Here is a 26,160-nt window from a genome sequence, read left to right on the forward strand (position 1 = left end):
ATGGATCCGCAACCTGGACAACGCGCTCCGTGTGGGCGCGTCCCTTATTCCAACTGCGCGAAAGAATTCATTGGAGCCCCTTCCAAGGGGGCTGGCCCTGGCCTTGCTTTTCCGCTGCCTCGTGCCCACGCCCCCGCGCAGCGCCCATGACGCGACACCGCTCACTAGCTCGGTGCTCCCCCGGCACCTGAACCTGCCCGCGCAAGCGCCTGGACACACGGCGGGAGCGGGTTCCCCCACACCCCCGCTCCCCTCCCGCCGACCCTCTCCGCCACGACACGGACGGACCTCCATGGACCCGACTCCCAACGACCTCCCCCTCGCTTCCGGCCGGGTCACCGTCCCCCTCGCGCGTGCCTGGATGGCGTCGTGCCTGGTGCTCCTGGCACTGCTTCCCCAGATTGCCTCCGCCGCTCCGGCGCTGCGCTACCAGGTGGATCAACGGGGCGACTTCGTCCTGTTCGGCAACACGCTGTCCCAGGAGTGCCGCTCCGGCACCCCGGCGCCGTTGACCGGGACGGTGGGGGCCTGCGGCACCAACATCACCGACCAGGCGTCCGACGTGCACTGGACCACCGACGGCCTCACGGCGTTCGCGGACACGTCGGTGGCGCCCGCGGACTCGAGGAGTCAGGCGGTGCTGACGCTGCCCGCGGGCGCGGTCGTGACGTACGCGCGGCTGTACTGGGGTGCGGTGCGCTCGGTGGCGAGCCGCACGGGCACCACGCAGCCGGGCACATCCGTGACGCTGTCGCGGGTGGGCACGGGGGCCTTCTCCACGGCCATCACCGCGGACTCCAGCAAGAGCTACACGAACGGCAGCAACTACTCCTACCAGTCCACGGCGGACGTGACGGCGCTGGTGCAGCAGCGCGGCACGGGCACGTACCTGCTCGCCGGCGCGGACGCGCTGGACTTCCGCAACGTCAACGACACCTTCCCCTACTCCGGCTGGTCGATCGTCGTCTTCTACCGGCTGGCCAGCGAGCCCCTGCGCAACCTCACGCTCTTCGACGGGCTGGATTCGGTGAGCAGCGGCGCGAGCGCGACGGCCACCCTGTCCGGCTTCCTGGTGCCGGCCTCCGGCTACACGGCGAAGCTGGGCGTCATCGCCTACGAGGGTGAGAACTCATTCACGGGCGACTCGCTGACCTTCAACGGCGTGGCGCTGTCCGACGCGCAGAACCCGGTGAACAACTTCTTCAACGGCACGCGCAGCCGGCTGGGCGTGGCGCAGAGCAATGAAGGCGACCTGCCGCGCTTCGCCGGCACGCCCGGCACCACCGAGGGCCTGGACATGGACGTCGTGGACATCACCGCGCGCGTCTCCGCGGGCCAGACGTCCGCCACGGTGTCCGCCACCTCCACGTCGGATCAGTACCTGCTGGGCGCGTTCATCACGTCCATCTCCACGCAGAAGCCGGACTTCATCCAGACGGTGAAGAGCGTGGCGCCGGTGTCCCCGCGTCCGGACGGCAGCCTGCGCGGCGGCGACGTGCTGGAGTACACGGTGCAGACGACGAACACGGGGGATGACTCCGGCATCCTCACGGTGCTCACGGACAACCTGCCCTCGAACGTCACCTACGTCCCGGGCTCGCTGCGGGTGACGACCGGCGCCAACACGGGCGCGAAGACGGACGCGACGGGTGACGACCAGGGCGACTACGACGCGGCGAACCGCCGGCTCACGGTGCGCCTGGGCACGGGCGCCAACGCCACGCAGGGCGGCGTCATCAACATCAACGAGAGCACGACCATCGTGTTCCGGGTCACCATCAACGTGGGGGCCTCGGGGAGCATCGACAACCAGGCCATCGTGCGCAGCACCGGGCAGCAGGGTGCGCCGGAGACGACGTTCCCGTCCTCGCCGCCGGTGGGGACCGGGCCCACGTCGACGCCGGTGGGTGCGCCGGCCGCGCCCGCGGTGACGACGCCCACCGTGGGCTCCACGCTGGCGACGGGCACGCCCACCTTCAGCGGTACGGCGGAGGCAGGCAGCACCGTGACCGTTCGCGAGGGCACGACGGTGCTGTGCACGACGACGGTGAACGCGTCCGGCAACTGGAGCTGCACCTCCTCCGTGCAGCTCCCGGATGGCGCGCACACGGTGACCGCGCAGGCGGCGGATACCAGCGGCAACCTCAGCCCCACGACGTCCGTGGGGTTCAACGTGGACACGACGGCGCCGGTGGCCCCGGTCATCTCCACGCCCACCCAGAATGCGCAGCTCAACACGGCGACGCCGACGTTCACCGGCACTGCGGAGGCAGGCAGCACCGTCACGGTGCGCGAGGGCACCACCCTCCTCTGCACCACGACGGCCAACGCCGTGACGGGGACCTGGAGCTGCGCGTCCAGCGTGACGCTGGGGTCCGGCCCGCACACCGTGACGGCGACGGCGCGGGACGCGGTGGGCAACACCGGTCCCGCGTCCGCCGGTCGCACGTTCGTGGTGGACGTGACGGCTCCGGCGGCGCCGGTCATCGTCTCGCCCGCGAATGGCGCGCCGGTGGGCACCACGACGCCCACGTTCAGCGGCTTCGCGGAGGCCGGGAGCACCGTGTCCGTGGTGGTGGGTGGCGTCACGGTCTGCACCGCGACGGCCAATGCCTCCGGCGCCTGGTCGTGCGTGTCGACGACGACGCTGCCCCAGGGTGCCCAGACGGCGACCGTCACCGCCACCGACGCGGCGGGGAACACGGGCCCGGCGAGCACGACCACCTTCACCGTGGACACGGTGGCTCCGGCCGCTCCGGTCGTCACCGCGCCCACGGCGAATCAGACCGTGGCGACCCGGACACCCGTCCTCTCCGGCACCGCCGAGGCGAACAGCACCGTCACCGTGCGCGAGGGCACCACCATCCTCTGCACCACGACGGCCAACGCGTCCGGCGCGTGGTCCTGCACCTCGTCGACGCTCGCGGACGGCTCGCACACCATCACCGCCACCGCGCGGGATGCGGCGGGCAACACCGGCCCGGCGAGCACCGCCGTTCCCTTCACCGTGGATGCCACGCCCCCGGCGGCGCCGATCGTCACGGCCCCGACCTCCGGGCAGACGCTGACCACGCAGACGCCGGTCCTCTCCGGCACCGCCGAGGCGAACAGCACCGTCACGGTTCGTGAGGGCACCACCGTCCTTTGCACCGCGACGGCCAATGCGTCTGGCGCCTGGTCCTGCACGTCCTCCACGCTCTCGGAAGGCCCGCACACCGTCACCGCCACCGCGCGCGATGCCGCTGGCAACACGGGCCCGGCGAGCACCGCCGTTCCGTTCACCGTGGACACGGTCGCTCCCGCGGCTCCGGTCATCGCGTCGCCCACGGCCAACCAGTCGGTGGGCACGCAGACGCCGGTCCTCTCCGGTACGGCGGAGGCCAACAGCACCGTGACCGTGCGCGAGGGCACCACGATCCTCTGCACCGCGACGGCCAATGCCTCCGGCGCCTGGTCGTGCACTTCCTCCACGCTCGCGCAGGGGGCTCACACCATCACCGCCACGGCGCGCGATGCGGCGGGCAACACCGGTCCGGCCAGCACGGCCGTGCCGTTCACCGTGGACACGGTGGCTCCGGTTGCTCCGGTTGTCACGGCGCCCACGTCGGGTCAGACCGTGACGACGCAGACGCCGGTCCTCAGTGGCACGGCGGAAGCGAACAGCACCGTGACCGTGCGCGAAGGCACCACCGTGCTCTGCACCACCACGGCCAACGCCTCCGGCGCGTGGTCGTGCACGTCCTCCGCGCTCTCCGAAGGGCCGCACAGCATCACCGCCACCGCGCGCGATGCCGCTGGCAACACGGGCCCGGCCAGCACGGCCGTCTCCTTCTCCGTGGACTCCATCGCTCCGGTGGCTCCGGTCATCGCTTCGCCCACGCCCGGCCAGGTCGTGGCGACCCAGACGCCGGTCCTCTCGGGTACGGCGGAAGCCAACAGCACCGTGACCGTGCGTGAGGGCACGACCATCCTCTGTACTGCCACGGCCAATGCATCCGGCGCGTGGTCGTGCACCTCGTCGACGCTCGCGCAAGGCTCGCACACGATCTCCGCCACGGCGCGGGATGCGGCGGGCAACACGGGCCCGGCGAGCACCGCCGTTCCCTTCACGGTCGACTCCATCGCTCCCGTCGCGCCGGCCATCACGGCGCCTACGGCCAACCAGACGGTGGCCACGCAGACGCCGGTCCTCTCCGGTACGTCGGAGGCCAACAGCACCGTCACGGTTCGTGAGGGCACGACGGTCCTCTGCACCGCGACGACCAACGCCTCCGGCGCCTGGTCCTGCACGTCCTCCACGCTCACGGACGGCACGCACAGCATCAGCGCCACGGCTCGGGACGCGGCGGGCAACACCAGCCCTGCCAGCACTGCCGTTCCCTTCAGCGTGGACACCACCGCCCCGGCGACTCCAGTCGTCACGGCGCCCACGTCCGGACAGCAGGTCGCCACGTCGACGCCCGCCATCACGGGCACGGCCGAGGCCAACAGCACCGTGACCGTGCGCGAAGGCACCACCGTGCTGTGCACCACGACGGCCGACTCCAATGGCAACTGGTCCTGCACGTCCTCCACGCTCACGGACGGCCCGCACACCGTGTCCGTCACGGCCCGCGACGCGGTGGGCAACACCAGCCCCGCTCGCACCGTGTCCTTCACGGTCGACACCACCGTGCCCGACGCGCCGGTCATCGCCACGCCCGCGAATGGCGCGGTGCTGCCCGCGGCCCCCGCCACGTACAGCGGCACGGCCGAGCCCGGCAGCCGCGTCACGGTGACGGTGGATGGCACTTCGCTGGGCACCGTCACCGCCAACAGCTCCGGTGAATGGAGCGTCTCGCCCGGCCCCGCGCTCGCGGATGGCGGCCACACCGTCACGGCCGTCGCCCAGGACGGCGCGGGCAACACCAGCCCCGTCGCCACCTCCACCTTCACCGTGGACACCGCCGCGCCGGACGCGCCGGTCTTCACCGCGCCGGCCCCGAACGCGACCGTCACCACCGCGCGGCCCGTCATCACCGGCACCGCCGACCTCGGCTCGCAGGTGACGCTCGTCATCGGCGGTATCTCCTACGGTCCGGTGACCGTGGATGGCACGGGCCACTGGAGCTTCACGCCCGCCACCGACCTGCCCCAGGGTCCTGTCACCGTCACCGCCACAGCGACGGACACCGCGGGCAATGTCAGCGACGCGGCCCAGTTGACGTTCAACGTCGACTCGGAGCCGCCCGACACCGTCATCACCTCGCAGCCCCCGGTCGCGAGCAACAGCACGTCCGCCACGTTCACCTTCCAGGGCACGGACGCGGACGTCGCCAGCTTCGTCTGCACCCTGGATGCGACCAGCGTGGCGTGCGCCTCGCCGTACACGGCGACCGGCCTGGACGAGGGCTCGCACACGTTCACCGTCGCCGCCGTCGACTCGGCCGGCAACGTGGACCCCACGCCCGCCAGCTACACCTGGACCGTGGACCTCACGCCTCCCGACGCGCCCATCGTCCTCCAGCCCACGAGCGGCGAGGTGCTCACCTCCGCCTCGCCCGTCATCACCGGCACCGCCGAGCCGGGCAGCACCGTGTACCTGGTGCTCGACAATGGCGCGCCGCTGGGTCCGGTCCTCGTCAACAGCCAGGGTCAGTGGAGCTACCCCGTGCAGGCCACGCTCGCGGACGGCGCGCACACGCTGAGCGCCACCGCCACGGACGCTGCGGGCAACACCAGCCAGCCCGTGTCGCTCACCTTCATCATCGACACCGACGCGCCGGACACCACCATCGAGTCGGGCCCCGCCCAGCCCTCGAACAGCGCCAGCGCCACGTTCGAGTTCAGCTCCACCGGCGGCGGCATCAGCTACGAGTGCAGCGTGGACTCCCTGGAGTTCAACGCCTGCGACAACCCCTTCACCCTCGACAACCTCTCCGAGGGTGAGCACACCCTCGCGGTGCGCGCGGTGGACGCGGCGGGCAACGCCGACCCGACGCCTGCCGAGTACACGTGGACGGTGGACCTGAGCCTCCCCGAGGCTCCGGCCATCACCTCGCCCGCGAACGGCGCGCTCTTCAACACCGGCGCGGTGTCCTACGCCGGCACCGCGGAGGCGGGCGCCACCGTGCGCGTGACGGTGGATGGCGTCTTCGTGGGCACGACCGTGGCCTCCGACACCGGCGCTTGGACCTTCACCACGGGCCCGGTGCTGGACACCGGCGCGCACACCGTCAGCGTCATCGCGGTGGACGCGGCCGGCAACGTCAGTCCGTCCGCGAGCGCCACCTTCACCGTGGACCTCGTGGCGCCGGACACGTCCCTCACCGCGTCCGTCCCGGCTGTCACGTCGAGCCGCGACGCCTCCTTCGAGTTCGCCTCGGACGACGCCACCGCGACCTTCGAGTGCCGCTTCGACACGGGGGCCTTCGTCCCGTGCACCAGCCCCCAGACGCGGACGGACCTCGCGGACGGCACGTACACCGTGCAGGTGCGCGCGGTGGACGCGGCCGGCAACGTGGACCCCACGCCCGCCACCTTCACATGGACCGTGGACACCACCGCGCCGGACACCTTCATCCGCTCGGGCCCGGTCGCGGACAACGCGCCGAACCCGGCCACGTTCGACCTGGACTCCAACGAGACGGGCGTCACCTACGCGTGCAGCCTGGATGACGGTCCGTTCACGTCCTGCGCGGACCCCGCCGTCTTCACCGTGACGTCCGGCCCCCACACCCTCGCCGTGCGCGCCACGGACGCGGCGGGCAACGTGGATGAATCGCCCGCCACGTGGTCCTGGACCGCGACCGATGACACCGACAACGACGGCCTCACCGACGCGGAGGAGGCCCAGTACGGCACCGACCCGCGCAACGCCGACACCGACGGTGACGGGCTCTCCGACGGCGTGGAGGTCCACTCCGGCCGTACCGACCCGCTGGACGACGACTCCGACGACGACGGCGTGCTCGACGGCAACGAAGACGCCAACCACGACGGCATCACCCAGGACACGGAGACCGACCCGACCCTCGCCGACTCCGACTCCGACGGCCTCACCGACGGCGTGGAGCTGGGCCTCACCGCGCCCCAGGGCACCGGCACCGACCCGGCCCTCTTCGTCGCGGACGCGGACCCCACCACCACCACCGACCCGCTCAAGGTCGACACCGACAACGGCGGCGTCTGGGATGGCTTCGAGGACAAGAACCACAACGGCAAGGTGGACCCGGGTGAGACGAATCCGCTCGACGCCGCCGACGACGTGGACGCGGATGGCGACGGCGTGGACAACGCCACCGAGTTGGAGCTGGGCCTCGACCCCTTCAACCCGGACAGCGACGGCGACGGCCTGCCGGACGGCATCGATGGGCTGGTCGACACCGATGGCGACGGGAAGATCGACGCGCTCGACACCGACAGCGACAACGACGGCCTGACGGATGGCGAGGAGGACGTGAACCACGACGGCATCACCCAGGACACGGAGACCGACCGGCGCAAGGCCGACACGGACGGCGATGGCCTGATGGATGGCATCGAGGTGCGCGGGCAGAACCCCACGAATCCGCTGGCCCGCGACACGGATGGCGACGGGCTGTCGGACGGCGAGGAGGACACCAACGCCAACGGCATCCGCGACGCCACCGAGTCCGACCCCAACAACGCGGACACCGACGGCGGCGGCATCCCCGACGGCGTCGAGGTGAAGGGCGGCACCAACCCGCTCGACCCCGACGATGACTTCCAGGTGCTGGGCCGCGGCTGCTCGACGGGCGGCGCCGGGGGCCTGCTCCCGCTGGCGCTGGGGCTGCTGTCCGTGCCGTTCCTCGGCCGTCGCCGCCGGTTCGGTGCGGGCCGGGGGCTGGCGGTGACGGTGGCGGCGGGCCTGTCGCTGGGCGTCGCGTCGCGTGCGCAGGCCCAGGCGTCGGTGTCGCAGGCCATCGACGTGCAGCAGTACAAGCCGGGGCCGGGCGCGTACGACGTGCTCGGGCTCAACAGCGCCCGCGTCGCACCTCACCTGACGTGGAACGTGGGCGCGTCCCTCAACTACGCGCACCAGCCGCTCAACTTCTACGACCCGCGCGAGGACACGTTCGTCTACCGCATCGTGGAGCGGCAGGTGTCGTTGGACCTGATGGGCGCGGTGTCCCTCTTCGACCGGTTGGAGGTGGGCCTGGTGCTGCCGCTGACGGTCACCGGGTCGCAGCCCGCGGGCCCGGTGTCGGAGCAGTTCGCGGACGGCGTGGGCACGGCGGGCCTGGGTGACCTGCGCGTGGTGCCCAAGCTGGCGCTCTGGAACAAGGGCGCGCTGAACCTGGCGGTGGTCGCGCCCTTCACCCTGCCCACCGGCGGTGGGGACCACTTCCTGGGCGCGGAGGGGCTCACCTTCCAGCCGCGCGTGGCCGGTGAGTGGACCACGCCGTCGCTGCGGCTGCTCGCCAACGTGGGCGTGAACCTGCGCAAGGCGCAGGACCTGCGCAACCTGCGCGTGGGCAACGAGCTCGCGTTCGGCGTGGGCGCGGAGGTGCCCATCACCCAGGCGCTGTCCGCACAGGCCACGCTCGCGGGCGCGGTGGGCCTGTCGGAGTCCGACAAGGAGGAGTTCCCCCTGGAGCTGCTGGGCGCGGTGAAGTACCGCTTCGCCCAGGGCTTCGCCGCGCACGTGGGCGCTGGGCCGGGCCTCACGCGCGGCTACGGCACGCCCGCCTTCCGCGTGCTCGCGGGGCTGGCCTACACGCCGGGCGGCACCCCGGCCCCGGTGGCCGCCGCGCGGGCCCCCACCTGCGCGCTGGGCCCCGAGGACTTCGACGGCTTCCAGGACGACGACGGCTGCCTGGATCCGGATGACGACAACGATGGCATCCCCGACGTGAATGACACCTGCCCCACCGAGCCGGAGACGGTGAACGGCTACCGCGACGACGACGGCTGCCCGGACACGGTGCCCGAAGCGAAGCCGGAGTCGCGGCCGGGCTCGGAAGGCACTCCGCCCGCGGCCGTGCTCGCCCTGCCGCCCGCTCCCGCGGACACGGACGGCGACGGCATCCCGGACGCGGAGGACCGCTGCCCCACGGCCGCCGAGGACAAGGACGGCTTCGAGGACGAGGACGGCTGCCCGGATCCGGACAACGACAAGGACGGCATCCCGGACACGGAGGACCAGTGCCCGCTGGAGGCGGAGGTCATCAACGGGGTGAAGGACGAGGACGGGTGCCCGGACAAGGGCGCGTCGAAGGTGCGCCTGGAGGGCTCGCGCATCGTCATCCTGGACAAGGTGTATTTCGCCACCGGCAAGGACGTCATCCTGGACAGGTCGTTCCCGCTGCTGGCGCAGGTGGTCTCCATCCTGCGCACCCACCCGGAGCTGGAGTTGGTGCGCGTGGAGGGCCACACGGACAGCCAGGGCGACGATGCGAAGAACCTGGACCTGTCGCAGCGGCGCGCGAACATGGTGGTCGTCTGGCTGAAGAAGGCGGGCATCGCGGCGAACCGCCTGGAGCCGGTGGGCTATGGTGAGACGAAGCCGGTGGACACCAACGACACGGCGAAGGGCCGGGAGAACAACCGTCGCGTGGAGTTCAACGTCCTGAAGACCGCCGGACAGGCGGAAGGAGTGTCGCCGTGAGGAAGACGGGCGCCCCCCTGATGCTGTCGCTGCTGCTGTCGGCCTCGCCTGTCGCGGGGCTCGCGGCGGAGGCGGACAGCGCCTGCGGCGGGCTGACGTTCGACAACGGGCGGCTCACCACGGGCCAGCCCCTGGAGGCGAAGGGGCCCCGGACGGAGGCCTGCCTGCGCGAGGTGGCGGAGGCCGTGAAGGCGCGCCCCGCCATCCGGAGCCTCACCGTGGCCGCGAAGCTGCCGGACGCGGAGCGGCTGGACGGCCAGGGGCTGGCGGTGGCGAAGGCCGCGGCGGAGGTGCTGGTGAACGCGGGCATCCCCCGCACGCGCGTGTCCTTCGTGGCGCCGCCCGCCGACGCCAACACCCCGGGCCGGCTGCAGCTCGCGTACGTGGAGCGCCCCATGCAGGTCGCGGTGGCCCGGCTGCGCACGGTCAGCGGACAGGTGACGGCGAGCACCGGCGAGGGCCCGCCCACGTCGCGCCTTCCGGGGGATTCGCTGTACGCGGGTGAGCTCGTGGCGACGGACGACGCTGGCCGGGCAGAGCTGGCGCTGGCGGATGGCAGCGTCCTGTTCCTGTCGCCCCGGAGCGCCGTGCGCCTGGGCACGCTGGAGCTCACCGCCGAGCGCCAGCGCAAGGTGCTGTTGGATCTGGTGAAGGGCACGGTGGAGACGCAGGCGGCGCCGGGTGGCGCGGGCTCCACCTTCGAGGTGCGCACGCGCGGCGCGGTGGCGGGCGTGCGCGGCACGCGCTTCCGCGTGTCCCAGCAGGAGGACGGCACCAGCCGCCTGGAGACCCTGGAGGGCAAGGTGGCCCTGGTCGCGGAGGCAGGCTCCGTGGACGTGGACGCGGGCTTCGGTTCGCGGGCCCGGGCGGGCCAGGCCCCGGAGGCGCCCCGCGCGCTCCTGGCGGCGCCAGCGCTGGAGCGGCCCCGGGGTGGCACGTACCCGAAGGCGCCCTCGCTCGTCTGGAAGGCCGTGCCGGGCGCGAAGGTGTACCGCGTGGAGATGGGGACGACGGCGGATTTCGCGGGCGAGGTGAAGGTCCAGGAGTCGGCCAACCCCACGGTGGACGCGGCGGCGCCGGGCGCGGGCAAGTGGTTCTGGCGGGTGCTGGCGGTGGATGCCGACGGCTTCGTAGGCTACCCGTCGAAGATCTTCAGCTTCGACATCGCCGGGTGAGATGACGCTGCCTGCTCGCGGTCCCAGGTCCACGTGGCTGTCCTCCCCCGCCCTGCCGCGCTGGCTGGGCGTGAGCGTGGGCCTGCTGCTCGCGGTGGGCACAGCGGTGACGGGCGGCGCGCCGGGCCCGGGCGAGCGGGCCCTGTACGACTTCGCGGTGAGCCGGCTCCTGCCGCCGCTGCCGCCCAGGGCGGACCTGGTGCTGGTGGAGGTGGATGACCGCGCGCTCGCGGCGCTGGGCGAGCGCTGGCCGCTGTCGCGCGCCACCTGGGCGAAGGCCTTCCAGGCGCTGGCGGCCTACCGGCCCAACGCGGTGGTGGTGGACATCCTCTTCGACGCGCCGGAGTCCCGCGACGCGCTGGAGCTGGGCGAGGACGTGCTGGAGCGCCTGCGCACGACGGGGCTCGCGGACACGCCCGCGGGCGCCACGCTGGCCCGCGACCTGGAGGCGCGGCTGCACGCGCAGGACGGGGACGCGCGGCTCACGGAGGCCTTCTCCGGGGTGGGCACCGTCATCCTGGGCAGCATGGCGCTGGAGGAGGACACCGGCGGTGTGCCCGTGAAGGGGGATCCGCTGACGCCGGTGCCCCTGGACGCGGACCGGCTGCGCTTAAGCGCGAAGGGCCTGTCCACGAACCTGGCCCCGCTGCGGCTGGCGGCCTGGGGCAGCGGGACGCTGAACGTGCTGCCGGACGAGGACGGCGTCATCCGGCGCTATCCCTACGCCGTTCGGGTGGGCGGCAGGGCGTGGCCCTCGCTCGCGCTGGCGACGGCGCTGCGCCTGTGGCCGGAGCGCTCGGAGGCGCTGTTGCGCGTGGCGGCCACCGACGACGGCGCGCCCCTGATGCGGCTGCCCGCGCCGGACTGGCTGCCGCGCTTGAGCCTGGCGGACGTGCTGGCCGCGGGGCCGTCCTCGGTGGGGCTGGACCTGGCGCTCCGTGAGAAGACGGTGTTCGTGGGCGTCACCGCCACGGGGCTGCACGGCCAGAGCACCCTGCCTGGCCAGCTCGCGGTGCCGGGCGTGGAGATCCACGCCTTCGCGATGGACAACCTGCGCACCGGCCGGGTGCTGCGGGCCACCCGCCCGGCGGAGCTGCTGGGGCTGGTGGAGACGGCGCTGGTGCTGGGCCTGCTCCTGTGGCGCAGGGGCCGCGCGAGGAGCCTGGGCGCGGTGGTGGCCCAGGCCGCGCTCCTCGTCGTCGTGCACACGGTGTTCGTGGGCTGGCTCCTGGCGGACCCGGGCTGGGTCGTGCCGCTCCTGCCCGCCGTCGTGGGCGTGGCGCTGGTGACGCTGGCGGAGGCCGTGGCGCGCACCGAGGACCTCCAGCGGCAGAGCGGCGCCCTCAAGCGGCTGTTCGGCCGGTTCCCCCGGGAGGCGGCCCCTCCGCCTTCCGAGGCGCGCGACGCCGGAGTGGCCCCGGGCGCGGCGGACCCGGGGGCGTCCCGTTCGCTGACGGGTGAGCACCGGTCCTGACGCGGGCGTTGGCGCTCGTGGAAATCCACGAGGCCGCCTCGCACCGTCGGCCCATGGACGAGCGGCCCTGACCTGGACAAAGGGCCAGGGTACGCAACGGCGAGGCGCATGGCAGCATGAGTGGAACGACATGCCGCGCTACGCCCTCATCGCCGAACCGGATCGCCACCGTGCCGCGGGCCTGCTCGCGCTCGCGCAACAAGAAGGATTGGAAGGCGTGGTGGCGCGAGATGGCGCGGAGGCCCAGGAGCTGATGCGCCTGCGCGGCTCGCCCACGCTGCTGGTGACGGACCTGGCGCTGCCCCGGCTGGACGGTTTCGCGCTGCTGGCGTGGCTGCGGGGCCGCTCGGATGCGCGGCACACGGCGGTGATGGTGGTGACGTCGTTCGACGAGCTGCGCGTGCGCGCATGGCAGCTCAAGGACGCGCTGGGCATCCACTCGCTGCTCAGCCGGCGCGCGGGACCGGAGGCGATGCGCGATGGCGTGCGGCGCGCGCTCGCGGGCCAGCTCGCGGGCCATGGCCAGCTGGAGCTCAACGCGGACGAGGAGAAGCGGCGGCTCGCGCGCATCGACGAGCTGAAGCTGGTGGACGCGGACCTCCCCGACAAGGAACTCCAGGACCTGGTGGCGGAGGTGGCGCAGGCCTTCGGCGTGCCCGTCGCGCTGCTGACGCTGGTGCTGGGAGACAAGCAGTGGTTCAAGGCGCACGTGGGGCTGCCCGCGGCGCTCGCGAAGGACCGAGGCACGCCGCGCGACTGGGCCTTCTGCCACCACGTGGTGCAGGGCCGCGAGGCCCTGGTGGTGCCGGACGCCACGCGCCACCCGGTGTTCCGCGACAACCCGCTGGTGCGCGACGGCATCGTCGGCAGCTACGCGGGCGCCCCGCTCATCACCTCCACGGGGGAAGTGCTGGGCTCGCTGTGCGTCATCGACACGCGCCCGCTGATGTTGGGCCCGGAGGACCTGGCGGCGCTCCGGGAGCTGGCGGGCCGCGTGGCGGAGAACCTGGAGCACACCGCGGCGCAGGGACGGGCCCGCCCCGCCCTGCCGCGTCCCCAGGGGGCGGCGGAGCCGGTGCTCACCGAGGCGGCGGCGCTGGCGCTGGTGCGCGAGGCGGTGAGCGCCCTGGAGGTGCCCGTGCTGGTGGTGGCGCCGGGCCGCAAGCCCTTCGCCGCCAACGCGGCCCTGGCGGAGCTCCTGGGACTGCCAGAGGAGCGGCTGTCGGGCATGGCCTTCGATTCGCTGTGCCAGCACATCGCCAGCCTGACGGCGGACCCCGGCGGCACGCTGCGGCAGTTGGACCTGGCGGCGGAGAGCTCACGCGGGCTGCACCTGACGCTGTCGCTGGAGCGGCCCCGGCCGCGCGTGGTGCGCTGGGTGGCGCGGCCCTTCTTGGTGCCCGGGGGCATCGCGCAGCTCCTGTCGTTGGTGGACCTGGGCATCGGGGCGGACCTGAAGGGCACACGCGAGCGGCTGTTGCGCCACGACGCGCTCACGGGGCTGGACACCCGGCGCGAGGGCGAGGAGCGGCTGGCCAAGGAGATTGGCCGCTGCCGCCGGGAGGGCCTGCCCCTCAGCGTGCTCCTGGTGGACCTGGTGGAGCTGGGCACCGTCAACCGCACGCGCGGCTACGACGCGGGGGACTCGGCGCTGCGGGAGCTGGCCCGGACCGCGGAGGGCCTCTGTCCTCCGCCGGGCTTCGTGGTGCGCTGGACGGGGGACACCCTCCTGGTCGCGCTGCCTGGAGCGGATGCCGTGGGCGCGGAGGCCGCGCGCCAGCAGCTCCATGACGTCCCCGGCCAGCCCGCGCGCGTGTCCATCGCGGTGACGGTCCTGGGTGAGGAGGATCCGCACGGCACCCTGAACCGGGCGCACGCCGCGCTGGTCCGGGCGAAGTCGGAGCGCAAGGCGACGCCTGCGCGCGATTGAAGCCGCCCCCACGGGCGCGGCCGACGGAAAACCTGTCCGACTGTCGGACAGGTTTGTAGGCGGCGGTTCCCACGCCCGGCGGCAAGCCAATCTGATGGGTGGGATGGCCTCCGACTGGCGGACCGGAGGGCCCGAGCGTCCGAGCGGTGCGTCAATGGCGTGAAAACCCCAAAGGCCCTGGCTATCGAAGGGCTTTTCCGCCCCCCGTGGCGTGAGGGTCCCCCTGATGATCCCCTTCTCCGTCCTCGACCTGTCCCCCGTCATCTCCGGGGGCGACGCCGGCCTGGCCCTCCGCAACAGCCTGGACCTGGCGCGCCACGCGGAAAGCCTGGGCTACAAGCGCTTCTGGCTGGCCGAACACCACAACATGACGGGCATCGCCAGCGCGGCCACGTCGGTGGTCATCGGGTACGTGGCGGGGGGCACGAAGACGATTCGCGTGGGCGCGGGCGGCGTCATGCTGCCCAACCACGCGCCGCTCATCATCGCGGAGCAGTTCGGCACGCTGGAGACGCTCTACCCCGGCCGCATCGACCTGGGCCTGGGCCGCGCGCCGGGGACGGATCAGCGCACCTCCGCCGCCCTGCGCCGGGGACTGGGCGGCGCGGACAGCTTCCCGCAGGACGTGGTGGAGCTGCAGAACTACTTCAAGGAGGCCACGCCCACGCAGGCCGTGCGCGCGGTGCCGGGCGCGGGCCTGCACGTGCCGCTGTGGCTGTTGGGCTCCAGCACCTTCAGCGCGCAGCTTGCCGCGGCCCTGGGGCTGCCGTTCGCGTTCGCGTCGCACTTCGCGCCCGCGCAGATGATGAGCGCGCTGCACCTGTACCGCACGCAGTTCCGCCCGTCGGACGTGCTCCAGAAGCCGTACGCGATGATTGGCGCGAACGTCTTCGCCGCGGACACGGACAAGGAGGGGCAGCGCCTCTTCACGTCGCTGCTCCAGGCCTTCCTCAACCTGCGCCGCGGCCGGCCGGGCCCGCTCCTGCCGCCGGTGGACAGCCTGGACGGTCAGCTCAACGAGATGGAGCTGGCGGAGATCGAACACATGCTGGCGTGCACCGTGGTGGGCTCGCCGAACAGCGTGCGCGAAGGCCTCCAGTCCCTCATCGAGCAGACCGGGGCCGACGAGCTGATGGTGACCGCGCAGATCTACGACCACGCGGCGCGGCTGCGCTCCTTCGAGATCGTCTCTCAGGTGCGCGAGCAGCTCACGGCCGCTGACACGCGGCCCGCACCGTCCCCGCAAGCCGCGCGATGAGCTGGGCGTCGTGGCTGCCGAAGACTCGGCGCGAGCCGCCCGGCAGCCCCAGCACCAGGTAGTGGGTGTCCTCCACCACGAGCAGCGCGGCCATGGACGCGAAGAGGCCCAGGGCGGTGACGACGAGCCCCGCCTCGAACGCGCCCTTCAGGGCCGACACGCTGACGGACAGCCAGGACAACAGCGGCAGCCCCAGCGCAGCGGCCAGCCCCACCGCGAGCAGGTAGGGCCACACCTTCGGGGTGCGGCGCGCGGTCTCCACCTGTTGCACGTCGCGCAGCGCCCAGCTCTGGCCGCCCACGACGAGCCGCTCGGCGGTGACGTGGACCTGGCCGGCCTGGAAAAGGGAGGTCTCCCCCGTGTCGGACACCGGCTCCGGTGCGGTCACCGGGCGGCGCTCCACTTCACGCAGGGGGACAACGGGGCGCAGCGCGGTGACGACGGCCATCGGTTCACCCATGGGTGGTCTCCAACAGAGGAAAGTGCGAGCGCAGGAGGGCGCGAAGCTCATCGAGAGGGCGGCCCAGCGCGAAACATGCCCGGGCCCCCTGACACAGGGCTCGGGACACCAGGCGCTCGTCCGCGAAGGGCAGCAGGATGACGACGGGCGCGGTGGCGGCGCAGTGACGCGCATGCGTCAGCACCGGGAGGATGGCCTCCCCGCGCTCCACGTGCGCCAGCACCAGGTCCGGCCGGGCCGCGTCCCCCGCGTCCAGGAACAGGGCGATGCCCAGGTCGCCCAGCACGTCCGCCAGCAGCGAGGCCAGGGACTCATCCGCACCGAGCAGCAAGGCCCGGGTTGTGCGCAGGGACACCACGGCCCCACGTCACAGCAAGCTACATGCCGGAACCACCGTCCCCCGGGGCTCCCGAGTGATCACCCCTGGACCGTGGCAATCCGCCAGCCCCCCGTGGCGCATTGCCACGCCCCCTGGCGCGGCGCGCCTACCGCTCCCGCTCGCGACGATGGATGGTGGACACATCGATGCCCAAGAGCTCCGCGGCGCGGGTCTTGTTCCCGCCGCAGTGCTGGACCATCCAGTGGATGTACTCCCCCTCCAGCTTGCGCAGGGTCCACACGCCCTCCCGCGCCTGGGCGAAGGGCGTGGCCTCCTCCGCCGAGGGCATGGGGGCATGCGGCCTCAGGTCCTCCAGCGTCACCGTCTCCCGGGGGACGAGCACCACCAGCCGCTCCACTAGGTTCTCCAGCTCGCGCACGTTGCCCGGCCAGGGCATGGCGCCCAGCGCCTCCACCACCTCCGGTGACAGCGACGTCACGCGGGAGCGCGGGTTGCGCGCGCGGGAGCGGGCGGTGAAGTGCTCCACCAACTTCGGGATGTCCTCGCGGCGCTCCTTCAGCGAAGGCACGCGCAGCGTCACGACGTTGAGCCGGTAGAAGAGGTCCGCGCGGAAGCGCCCCTCCCGCACGCGCGCCTCCAGGTCCTGGTGCGTGGCGGCGATGACGCGCACATCCACGGTGCGGCTGGCATCCGAGCCCACCGCGCGCACCTCGCCGTCTTCCAGGATGCGCAAGAGCCGCGCCTGGAGCTCCGTGGGCATGTCGCCAATCTCGTCCAGGAACAGCGTGCCTCCGTGCGCCTCCACGAACAGGCCGCGCCGCACGGACGTGGCCCCGGTGAAGGCGCCCTTCACGTGGCCGAACAGCTCGCTCTCCAAGAGCGGGCCCGGCAGCGCGGTGCAATTGACGGCGACGAAGGGGTGGGACGCGCGAGGGCCCTCGACGTGGAGCGCGCGGGCCACCAGCTCCTTGCCGCTGCCGCTCTCGCCCCGGAGCAGCACCGGGGCCGCCGCGTGCGCCACCCGGTCGATGAGCTCGTACATCCCTCGCATGGGCGCGCTCCTGCCCACCAGCGCGCCCAGGCCGGCTCGCTCCTGCGACGCCTGCTTCAGCGCCCGGTGCTCCGCGCGCAGCCGGCGGTCCTCCAGCGCGCGGCCCAGGTACAGCCGCACCTCGTCCAGGCGGAAGGGCTTGGTGAAGTAGTGGTACGCGCCCCGGCGCATCGCCTCCACCGCGCTCTCCACGCCGCCGAAGGCCGTCATCAACAGCACGGGCAGCTCCGGATCCACCGCGCGGGCGGCGTCCAGCACGTCCAGGCCGTCCACCTTCTCCATGCGCAGATCCGTCAGCACCGCGTCGTACACGCGCGAGCGGATGAGCGTCAGCGCCTCCTGCCCGCCCGTGGCCAGGTCCACCGTCCAGCCCGCGTCGGCCAGCGGCTCCTGGAGCATGCGCCCCATCTCCACGTGGTCGTCCACCACGAGGATGCGCGCGTCAGACGGCAAGTCGCTCGGCATTTCGTTCCTCTGGGACAGCGCGGGCCACCGGCCACAGCACGGTGACGCGGGTGCCCTGCCCCGGCGTGCTCTCCAGCTCCACCCGTCCGCCGTGGTTGCGCACGACGTGGGCCACCATCGTCAACCCCAGCCCCGTGCCCTGCCCGCGCTTCTTCGTCGTGAAGAACGGATCGAACACCTGGTTGAGGCGCTCCTTGGGAATCCCGCACCCGTCGTCACGCACGGTGAGCGCGACCAGGCCCCACGTGCCCTCCTCCGGGCCCGCCAGCGCGGAGGCGGAGACCTCCACCTTCCCGCCCTCGCTGCATGCGTCGCACGCGTTGAGCGCCAGGTTGATGAGCACCTGCTGGAGCTGATCCGCGTCCGCCGCCAGTGACGGCACGGACTCCGGCACGTCCACGCTCAAGCTCACCCGCCGCCGCTCCGCCTCCACCTGCAACAGCTCGTGCACGCTCCGGACGATCGGCCCCAGCGCCACCGGCCGCACCATCGCCGGTTGCAGGCGGGAGAAGTCCAGCAACTGGCGCAGCGTGCGGCTCACGCGGTCGATCTGCTCGACGATGACGCCCAGCCCCGGCCCTTGCGGATGCGAGGGCCCCAGCTTGCTCTGCACGTACTCCGCCCGGCCGCGCACCACGCCCAGCGGCGTGCCGATTTCATGCGCGATGCCCGCCGCCAGCACGCCCACCGTGGCCAGCTTCTCCGCGCGGAGCAACTGCGTCTCCAGCGCGCGCACGTCGCTCAGGTCCTCCACCACCAGGAGCGCTCGCGTCTCCTCCTTCGGGTCCTCCGCGGTCAGCGGCACCGCGTGCAGGTTGTACGTGCCTTCCTCTCCGAAGAGCGCCAGCGGTTCGCCCAGCAGGCTCAGCGGCCGGTCCTCCTGCCGCGCGGACGCCACCAGCGCGGACAGCCGCTCCACCACCGGCGCCGCCGCACCAGGGAACGCGGAGGCCAGCGGCGCGCCCGTCACGTTGCCGGGCACGCGCGAGCGCAGGGCCTGGTTGACGGCGCTGATCCGCCCGTCCTCCGTCAGCGCGAGCACGCCCGTGGGCAGGTGGTCCAATATCTTCCGCGTCCGGTCATGGAGCGCGGCGAGCTGGGCCGCGTGCCGGCGGCTCTCCGTCAGCGCCACCGCTCTGCGCCGCGCCAGCACCACGTACACCGCGAAGGCCACCAGGAAGAACGCCACCAGCGCGCCCGCGCCCAACAGCCGCACCACCAGCGACTGCTCGTGCGAACGCAGCGCCGCGGTGGACACCAGCGTCGCCACCGCCCAGTGGCTGCCGCCGCGCATGCGGATGGGCGTGTAGACGGCCACCACCTCCGCGCGCCCCAGCCCCAGCCGCTCCGCCTCCTGTTCGGACAGGGGCAGCATGCCGCGCGCACCGGCCTTCAGCCGCGACACGAGGAACGCGAAGCCCGGCACGCCCGAGTCCTTCTGGCTCGCGCGGCCGAACCACTCCGCCAGGGCCGGGTCGCTGGCGGGCGTGGGCTGGCCATGCGTGCCCACGAGCAGCATCCGCGCCTCCAGGTCCGACGTGACGATGCGCAGCGGCGCGAAGAACGACTCCGTGTCCACCAGCACCGCCACCGCGCCCTCGGGCTTGCCGTCCGTCGCGGGCAGCGCCGTGGCCAGGATGCGCAGCCAGCCACCGTTGGCCGCGTCCAGGATGGGTGACGTGGTGAGGTCGCCCGGAGGACGCAAGAGCGCGCGGCGCGCCGTGCCGGCCATCTCCGCCACCAGCCCCTCGCGCGTCACCTGCGGGTCCGGCTTGCGGTCCAACAACAGGAGCCGCTCCGCGCCGTCGCCGTCATACGCCGCGATGGCCTTGTACTGGCCCACCGCCTCCAGCAGCGCGCGCAGCTCCCGCCGGTGCTCCGCCAGGCTCCCCGGTTGGGACATCAGCTCGCCGGCGAAGCGCAGGTTCTTGCCCACCTCCTCCAGCGAGTCCGTGACGCCGCCCACCGCCTCGTCCAGTTGCTTCTGCCGGTCCCCCGCGAACTGCTCCACCAGGGTCGTCCGGCTGCGCTTCACGAGCGTCCAGACCCCCACCCCCACGCTCGCCAGCGCGGCGCACAAGAGGAGGATGGGCAGGAGGGTGGACCGCATGAGGGGCCCCCAACCTAACCCGTTGGGTGGGCCCAAGTCCTTGTTTCCAAAAGCTTTTATCCCACCTGCTCTCGGGTACTTGCCCGTTGACGGCCCGCGTCGCGGAGTGCTACCTACCGGTCGGTAGGTGAAGTGACCTACCGGTCGGTAGGTGGTTCCAGCCCGGCGACAGCAGGCAGGCCGGCAAGGGAAGGCACGCATGACACCCACGGGGCGCAAACCGGACGAGGGCGAGCGGTACCGGACCATCCTGGAGACGGCGGCGCGGCTCATCTGCGAGCGCGGCTACGAGGGCACGTCGATGCAGGAGATCGCCGCCGCGTGCCGGATGACCAAGGCGGGGCTCTACCACCACATCCAGAACAAGGAGCAGTTGCTCTTCGCCATCATGAACTACGGCATGGACGTGTTCGAGGAGCAGGTCCTCGCGCCCGTGCAGGACGTGGCGGATCCGGTGGAGCGGCTGCGCCAGTGCATGCGGCAGAACATCCACCTGGTGACGAGCGGCCGCAGCAAGGAGGTCATCATCATCCTCCACGAGCACGCCACGCTCACCGGTGAAGCGCGCGAGTACATCGACCGGCGCAAGAAGCGGTACGTGAAGTTCCTGGAGGACTCGTTCGCGGAGGCCAACCGCCTGGGCCGCCTGCGCGGCGTGGTGGACCCCACCGTCGCGGCCTTCTCGTTCCTGGGGATGATCCTCTGGGTCTACAAGTGGTTCAAGCCGGACGGGCGCCTCACCGAGGAGCAGATCGCCGACGGCATGGTGGAGCTGCTCTTTCCCTCCGCCGCTCCGGCCGTGAGCGCTCCGGCCCCGTCGTCTGAAGACGCGCCCGCGCTGCGCATGGTGCCGCGCGCTGGTTCTGGAGGAGAGCCCCAGTGAACCGCGCCCGTTGGAGTTCCCTGTCGGAGGCGGTGGCCTCCATCCCGGACGGCGCGTCGCTCGCGGCCGGCGGGTTCATGCTGGGCCGCGCGCCCATGGCGCTGGTGCTGGAGCTGGTGGCGCAGGAGAAGCGCGGCCTCCAGCTCATCTCCCTGCCCAACCCGCTGCCGGCGGAGTTCCTGGTGGCGGGCGGGTGCTTGAAGCGCGTGGAGCTGCCCTTCGGCGCGCTCGTGCTGGAGAACCGAGTGCGCCCCCTGCCCTGCCTCAAGCGGGCCATCGAGGCGGGCGACATCGAGTGGCGCGAGCACGACGGCTACCGCGTGGTGCAGCGGCTGCGCGCGGCGTCCATGGGGCTGCCCTTCATCCCCGCGCCGGACGCGGACGTGTCGGAGCTGGCGGAGGTGGACGCGCCGCGTACGGTGGAGGATCCGTTCACGGGCCGCCGCGTGCCGGTGGAGCCCGCGTACTACCCGGACGTCGCGCTCATCCACGCGCGGGCCGCGGACGACAAGGGCAACCTGCTCATCGAAGACCCCACCACAGACCTGCTCGTCGCGGGCGCGGCGAAGCGGATCATCGCCACGGTGGAGGAGCGCGTGCCGAAGCTGTCGCGCGTCACCATCCCTGCGTTCCAGGTGGAGCGCGTGGTGCTCGCCCCCGGCGGCGCGCTGCCCACGGGCTGCCTGGGTCAGTACCCGCATGACGACGCGATGCTCGCGGCCTACCTGGCCGCGGCGGATGCGGGCGACGCGAAGGGCTTCCTCATGTCGCTGCGCGCGACGCGGAGCGCGGCATGACGACGACGACGGTGGACGCGACGCCCGCGGAGACGGTGGTGTCGCTGCTGGCGCGGGAAATCGAGGACGGATCGGTGGTGGCCACGGGTGTGGCGTCGCCGCTGGTCATCCTGGCCATCGCGGTGGCCCGGGCCACGCATGCGCCGGGGCTGACGTATCTGGCGTGCGTCGGTTCGTTGGATCCGGCGCTGCCGGAGCTGTTCCCCTCGTCCGAGGACCTGCGCTACCTGGACGGCCGCTCCGCGGAGGTGAGCATCGCGGACCTGTTCGACCACGCGCGGCGCGGCCGGGTGGACACGGTCTTCTTTGGCGCGGCGGAGGTGGACCCGGCGGGCCGCACCAACATGACGGCGTCCGGCAGCCTGGACAAGCCGCGCACCAAGTTCCCCGGCGTGGCGGGCGCGGCGACCTTGCGCCAGTGGGTGAAGAACCCGGTGCTGCTGGTGCCCCGGCAGTCGCGCCGCAACCTGGTCCCCCAGGTCCAGGTCGCCACGACACGCGACCCCAGCCGTCCGGTGCGGCTCATCTCCGACCTGGGCACGTATGAGCTGGGCGGGCCTCGTGGGGCGCGGCTCCTGGCGCGTCATCCGTGGGCCACGGTGGACGGCATCGCCGAGCGGACCGGCTTCGAGTTCGCGGTGCCGGACGCCCTGCCCGTCACCTCCCTTCCGGACGCGCGCACGGTGTCGGCCATCCGCGCGTTGGACCCACGCAACCTGCGCGACGCGCTCGTCGGCGGCTGAAACACATCTCCCCAACCTTCAAGAAGCAGCACGGAAAAGAGGCACCGCATGGAAGCCGTCGTTCTTCGCCAGTTCGGGAGTGCAGAAAACCTGCGTCTGGAGACCGTGCCGGTTCCCCGGCCGGGCAAGGGCGAGGTGCTGCTGAAGGTCCACGCGTGCGGCGTCTGCTACCACGACGTCATCAACCGCCGCGGCAACCTGCCCCGCACGCACGTGCCCGCCATCCTGGGGCACGAGGCCGCGGGCGAGGTGGTGGAGGTGGGCCCGGACACGGTGGGCTGGAAGGTGGGCGACCGCGCCGCGACGCTGCAGCGCATGTCCTGCGGCGAGTGCTCGCTGTGCCTCTCCGGCCGCAACAGCCTGTGCAAGACGGACAACCGCTTCTTCGGCGAGGAGCTCCAGGGCGGCTACGCGCAGTTCATGGTGGCCCCGGTGCGAGGCCTGGGCCGCGTGCCGTCCGACCTGCCCTGGGCGGTGGCCGCGACGGTGTGCTGCACGCTGGGCACCGCCGTGCACACGCTGCGCACGCGAGCGAAGGTGAAGGCCGGTGAGACGGTGCTGATCACCGGCGCCAGCGGCGGCGTGGGCCTGGCGGCCGTGCAGTTGGCCAAGGTGGACGGGGCGCGCGTCATCGCCATCACGTCCGGCGAGGCGAAGGTCGCTGCCCTCAAGGAGGCTGGCGCGGACGAGGTCATCGTCTCGCGGGGCCTGGACTTCGGGTCGGAGGCGCGCAAGCGCACGCAGGGCCAGGGTGTGGACGTGGCGGTGGAGATCGTCGGCAGCGCCACGTTCGATCAGACGCTCAAGGCCATGGCGCCCGGTGGACGCGTGGTGGTGGTGGGCAACCTGGAGTCGGGGGTGGTGAACCTCAACCCGGGCCTGGTCATCGTGAAGGAGCTGGAGATTCTTGGCGCGTACGCGACGACGCGCGAGGAGCTGGACGAGTCGCTGCGGCTGACGGCCAAGGGCCTCATCCGCCCCTTCGTGTCGGAAGAGGTGGCGCTGGCGGACGCGGGCCGCGCGCACTTCCGCCTGGAGAACCGGGAAGTGGCGGGCCGGCTGGTGCTGGTGCCCCCGGCGGCTTGAGGCCGTCTGGATTCGTGACCTTTTGACTTTGAGGAGCTCCCCATGAAGAAGCGGGTTGGAATCGAAGCGCTGGCGGTGGCTGTCCCCCGGCGGTACGTGGACATCGAGGACCTGGCGCGGGCGCGCGGCGTGGACCCGGCGAAGTTCACCGCGGGCCTGGGCGCGAAGGAGATGGCGGTCAACGATCCGGGCGAGGACTCCGTGTCGCTGGCGGCCACGGCGGCCGCGCGCCTCATCCAGCAGCAGGGCGTGGACACGTCCAAGCTGGGCATGCTGGTGGTGGGCACGGAGACGGGCGTGGATCACTCCAAGCCCATCGCGTCGCACGTGCACGGTTTGCTGAAGCTGCCGCGCTCCATGCGCACGTTCGACTCGCAGCACGCGTGCTACGGCGGCACGGCGGGCCTGATGGCGGCGGTGGAGTGGATTGCCTCCGGCGCGGGGGCGGGCCGCTCCGCGCTGGTGGTGTGCACGGACATCGCGCGCTACGGCCTCAAGACGGCGGGCGAGCCCACGCAGGGCGGCGGCGCGGTGGCGCTGCTGGTGTCGGAGACGCCGGACCTGCTGGCGGTGGACGTGGGGCTCAACGGCGTGAGCACCGCGGACGTCTACGACTTCTGGCGGCCGGTGGGCCGGCGCGAGGCGCTGGTGGACGGGCACTACTCCATCACCTGCTACCTGGACGCCATGGCGGGCGCGTACCGGGGCTGGCGCGAGCGCGCCATGGAGCAGGGGCTGGTGCGCTGGGATTCGAAGCTGCCCAGCGAGCAGTTGGCGCGCATCCTCTACCACGTGCCCTTCTGCAAGATGGCGCGCAAGGCGCACGCGCAGGTGCGGCTGTGCGACCTGGAGGATTCGAGCAGCGGGCCGGCCACGCCCGAGGCGCGCGACGAGGCGGCGAAGTCGCAGGCCAGCTACGACGCGCAGGTGGCGAAGTCGCTGGGGCTGAACGCGCGCGTGGGCAACGTCTACACGGCGTCGCTGTACCTGGCGCTCGCGGGCCAGTTGCACGCGGAGGGCGCGGCGCTGGCGGGTCAGCGGATCGGCCTGCTGTCCTACGGCAGCGGTTCCTGCGCGGAGTTCTACTCCGGCGTCGTGGGTGAGAAGGCCGCGGAGCGCATGGCCCGCGCGGACCTGGACACGGTGCTGGCGAAGCGCGAGCGCGTGTCGGTGGAGGAGTACGAGCGACTGATGAACCTGCCCTACGACGCGCCGGAGGCGATTGCCCCGGAGCCGGGCACGTTCCGGCTGGCGGAGATCCACGAGTTCCGCCGCAAGTACGCGGGGGCGTAGGGCTCCACGGCTTCCCTGAAAGTCCCACGGGCGATGCGCGCTTTGCGGCGTGCATCGCCCGTTCGCGTTCGCAGGATCAGAGCGAATCGAACTCGTCCGAGAACAGCAATCGCTGTCCCAGGATCGCCAGCTCCAGGAAGGCCACGAACTCATCGTCCTTCCCCTTGAGCGTCCGGACCCCGATGGCGGGACTGATCCGGATCAAGCCCTTGTAGTTCTCGGACGAGGCCGTCGCGACCGAGAGGTAGGCATTGATCCTGAACAGCCCAAGGAACCGCTCCTCACTAGTCCCAATCAGCAGATCCGGTCCGGCGCTCAGTCGCCAGTTGCCTCGGGCTTCATCGACCCCGCCGATAAAGGCCGCGAGCTGGACTCCGTTTGAATGAGCGGGTCCCTTGAAGACCGCTTCATTGCACACCTTGCTCGGCACCGTCGTGGAGGGGGCATCGTCGTCCAGGGGGACATCGCCCTCGGGCCGGCACCAGCTCACCTTCTCCTTCGATGCCGTCCACTCCGAGCGGTAGTTGACGAGCCCTTCCAGCGTCAAGGAGACCGGCCCGCGAGCAAGAATGCTCGAGAAGGCGGCGCCAGCCTTCCCGATGACTGGCGTCTTGGACTGCTCGAGCAGGACACCCGACCCCTGCGAGCTGGCGTCCCGGTATTTGAACGAGGCCCTCCCGACCTTCAGGCCCAGCCGGGCGTTCCAGGGCGGAAAACGTCGGACGAAGAGACTCTCGGCATCCAGGTACATGCGACTGCCGGCCGCACACAGGTTCTCCGTAGGAAAACCCACCGGATCCTCAAGGGGCCAGTCGGGCAGAGGGCATCCCTCACGGCCATAATCGGCGCACCGCGCATCGCATGCCTTCGCGGCCTCCAGCTTCTTCTCGATGCGCACCCCCAGTTCCGGCTCCAGGTCCGCAGCCCGAGCCACCTCCTGCTGCCCCCCACAGAACGCCTCGGGTGGCACGCTGAAGAGCGCCTGGCCTGCCCGGTCCTTGAGGTACGTCTTCCTGCTTTCGCAGAACGTCTTCACATCCGCCGTGCTGGACACCCCGCACATCTGCTTGCATTGGGCATAGGCGCTGTCCTTGGCACGCGTAATCGGATGTTCGTCGCCAGGGCCAACGAACTCGTCAGCATCGCTGATGCCACTTAGCGCCGCCGTCACACCCAGGGTCCACGGCAGGGAATCGCCGGATTCGCCAGAGCCAGCGCCCCAGAAGGTGGCAATCCCATTCGTGGTGCTGACTTCATAGGTTCCCGTCACGGACATATCGACTTGTTTAGTGGCCGCCCAGATGGTGCCCGCCCCCACCTTGAACGTGCTTTCACCGCTGGAAGAAGCCTTGAGTGACACAGGCAGCAGGTAGGCGGTTTTCCGCTTTGGACTGACATCCTCGGCTGCCGCCATGACTAACGGCATGAGCCAGACGAGCACCCCCATCCCGGTCGCCATCAGGCTCCGGGGTACGCAGCACACGG

15 protein-coding genes are annotated in these 26,160 nt (G+C 72.1%); 10 read left to right on the forward strand and 5 right to left on the reverse strand.

The annotated features are described in order from the left end of the window. The first annotated feature begins 292 nt into the window (after window positions 1–292). From JYJ93_RS24780 to JYJ93_RS24800, 5 genes are all read left to right on the forward strand, one after another. Window positions 293–9,610 carry an Ig-like domain-containing protein gene (locus tag JYJ93_RS24780; RefSeq protein ID WP_206795259.1) on the forward strand — a complete coding sequence of 3,106 codons (9,318 nt, stop codon included), beginning with the start codon at window positions 293–295 and terminating at the stop codon, window positions 9,608–9,610. Then, the gene (locus tag JYJ93_RS24785; RefSeq protein WP_206795261.1) at window positions 9,607–10,785 is read left to right on the forward strand and encodes a FecR family protein; all 1,179 of its coding nucleotides are present in this window, start codon (window positions 9,607–9,609) and stop codon (window positions 10,783–10,785) included. Before JYJ93_RS24780 ends, JYJ93_RS24785 begins: the two co-directional genes overlap by 4 nt. A gap of 1 nt (window position 10,786) precedes the next feature. After that, window positions 10,787–12,259: a CHASE2 domain-containing protein gene (locus JYJ93_RS24790; protein WP_206795262.1), complete on the forward strand. Its 1,473-nt coding sequence runs from the start codon at window positions 10,787–10,789 to the stop codon at window positions 12,257–12,259. 130 nt (window positions 12,260–12,389) lie between these two features. Continuing rightward, complete coding sequence (locus tag JYJ93_RS24795; protein ID WP_206795271.1) at window positions 12,390–14,189, forward strand: diguanylate cyclase; 1,800 nt, start codon at window positions 12,390–12,392, stop codon at window positions 14,187–14,189. Window positions 14,190–14,415: 226 nt separating this feature from the next. After that, window positions 14,416–15,447 (forward strand): LLM class flavin-dependent oxidoreductase, encoded by a 1,032-nt coding sequence (locus JYJ93_RS24800; protein ID WP_206795274.1) that lies wholly within the window; start codon window positions 14,416–14,418, stop codon window positions 15,445–15,447. Here the strand turns inward: JYJ93_RS24800 and JYJ93_RS24805 are convergent. From JYJ93_RS24805 to JYJ93_RS24820, 4 genes are all read right to left on the reverse strand, one after another. Next, a complete protein-coding gene (locus JYJ93_RS24805) occupies window positions 15,398–15,907 on the reverse strand; it encodes a DUF6232 family protein (protein ID WP_206795276.1) in 510 nt (169 codons plus the stop codon). The genes JYJ93_RS24800 and JYJ93_RS24805 overlap by 50 nt on opposite strands. Continuing rightward, window positions 15,900–16,262, reverse strand: coding sequence for a DNA-binding response regulator (locus JYJ93_RS24810; protein WP_269012399.1), 363 nt, complete (start codon window positions 16,260–16,262; stop codon window positions 15,900–15,902). Before JYJ93_RS24810 ends, JYJ93_RS24805 begins: the two co-directional genes overlap by 8 nt. A 130-nt stretch (window positions 16,263–16,392) precedes the next feature. Then, window positions 16,393–17,751, reverse strand: coding sequence for a sigma-54 dependent transcriptional regulator (locus JYJ93_RS24815; RefSeq protein ID WP_206800455.1), 1,359 nt, complete (start codon window positions 17,749–17,751; stop codon window positions 16,393–16,395). Further along, entirely contained in the window at window positions 17,741–19,873 is a 2,133-nt protein-coding gene (locus JYJ93_RS24820) for an ATP-binding protein (protein ID WP_206795280.1), read from the reverse strand. Before JYJ93_RS24820 ends, JYJ93_RS24815 begins: the two co-directional genes overlap by 11 nt. Window positions 19,874–20,072: 199 nt before the next feature. Here JYJ93_RS24820 and JYJ93_RS24825 point away from each other — a divergent pair, with 199 nt between their 5' ends. The 5 genes from JYJ93_RS24825 to JYJ93_RS24845 are packed head-to-tail and all read left to right on the forward strand — an operon-like array spanning window position 20,073 to window position 24,675. Beyond that, complete coding sequence (locus JYJ93_RS24825) at window positions 20,073–20,756, forward strand: TetR/AcrR family transcriptional regulator (protein ID WP_206795282.1); 684 nt, start codon at window positions 20,073–20,075, stop codon at window positions 20,754–20,756. Next, window positions 20,753–21,553 (forward strand): CoA-transferase, encoded by an 801-nt coding sequence (locus tag JYJ93_RS24830; protein ID WP_014396419.1) that lies wholly within the window; start codon window positions 20,753–20,755, stop codon window positions 21,551–21,553. The genes JYJ93_RS24825 and JYJ93_RS24830 overlap by 4 nt, the downstream gene beginning before the upstream one ends. Beyond that, window positions 21,550–22,296 carry a CoA-transferase gene (locus tag JYJ93_RS24835; protein WP_121715891.1) on the forward strand — a complete coding sequence of 249 codons (747 nt, stop codon included), beginning with the start codon at window positions 21,550–21,552 and terminating at the stop codon, window positions 22,294–22,296. The genes JYJ93_RS24830 and JYJ93_RS24835 overlap by 4 nt, the downstream gene beginning before the upstream one ends. Window positions 22,297–22,344: 48 nt before the next feature. Beyond that, window positions 22,345–23,382 (forward strand): zinc-binding dehydrogenase, encoded by a 1,038-nt coding sequence (locus JYJ93_RS24840; protein WP_206795284.1) that lies wholly within the window; start codon window positions 22,345–22,347, stop codon window positions 23,380–23,382. A gap of 42 nt (window positions 23,383–23,424) precedes the next feature. Continuing rightward, window positions 23,425–24,675 carry a hydroxymethylglutaryl-CoA synthase family protein gene (locus JYJ93_RS24845; RefSeq protein ID WP_206795286.1) on the forward strand — a complete coding sequence of 417 codons (1,251 nt, stop codon included), beginning with the start codon at window positions 23,425–23,427 and terminating at the stop codon, window positions 24,673–24,675. Between the two features lie 76 nt (window positions 24,676–24,751). Here the strand turns inward: JYJ93_RS24845 and JYJ93_RS24850 are convergent, their stop codons facing one another. Next, window positions 24,752–26,134 (reverse strand): hypothetical protein, encoded by a 1,383-nt coding sequence (locus JYJ93_RS24850; protein WP_206795288.1) that lies wholly within the window; start codon window positions 26,132–26,134, stop codon window positions 24,752–24,754. Between the last annotated feature and the right edge of the window lie 26 nt (window positions 26,135–26,160).

Source organism: Corallococcus sp. NCSPR001 (assembly GCF_017309135.1).
Taxonomy (GTDB): domain Bacteria; phylum Myxococcota; class Myxococcia; order Myxococcales; family Myxococcaceae; genus Corallococcus.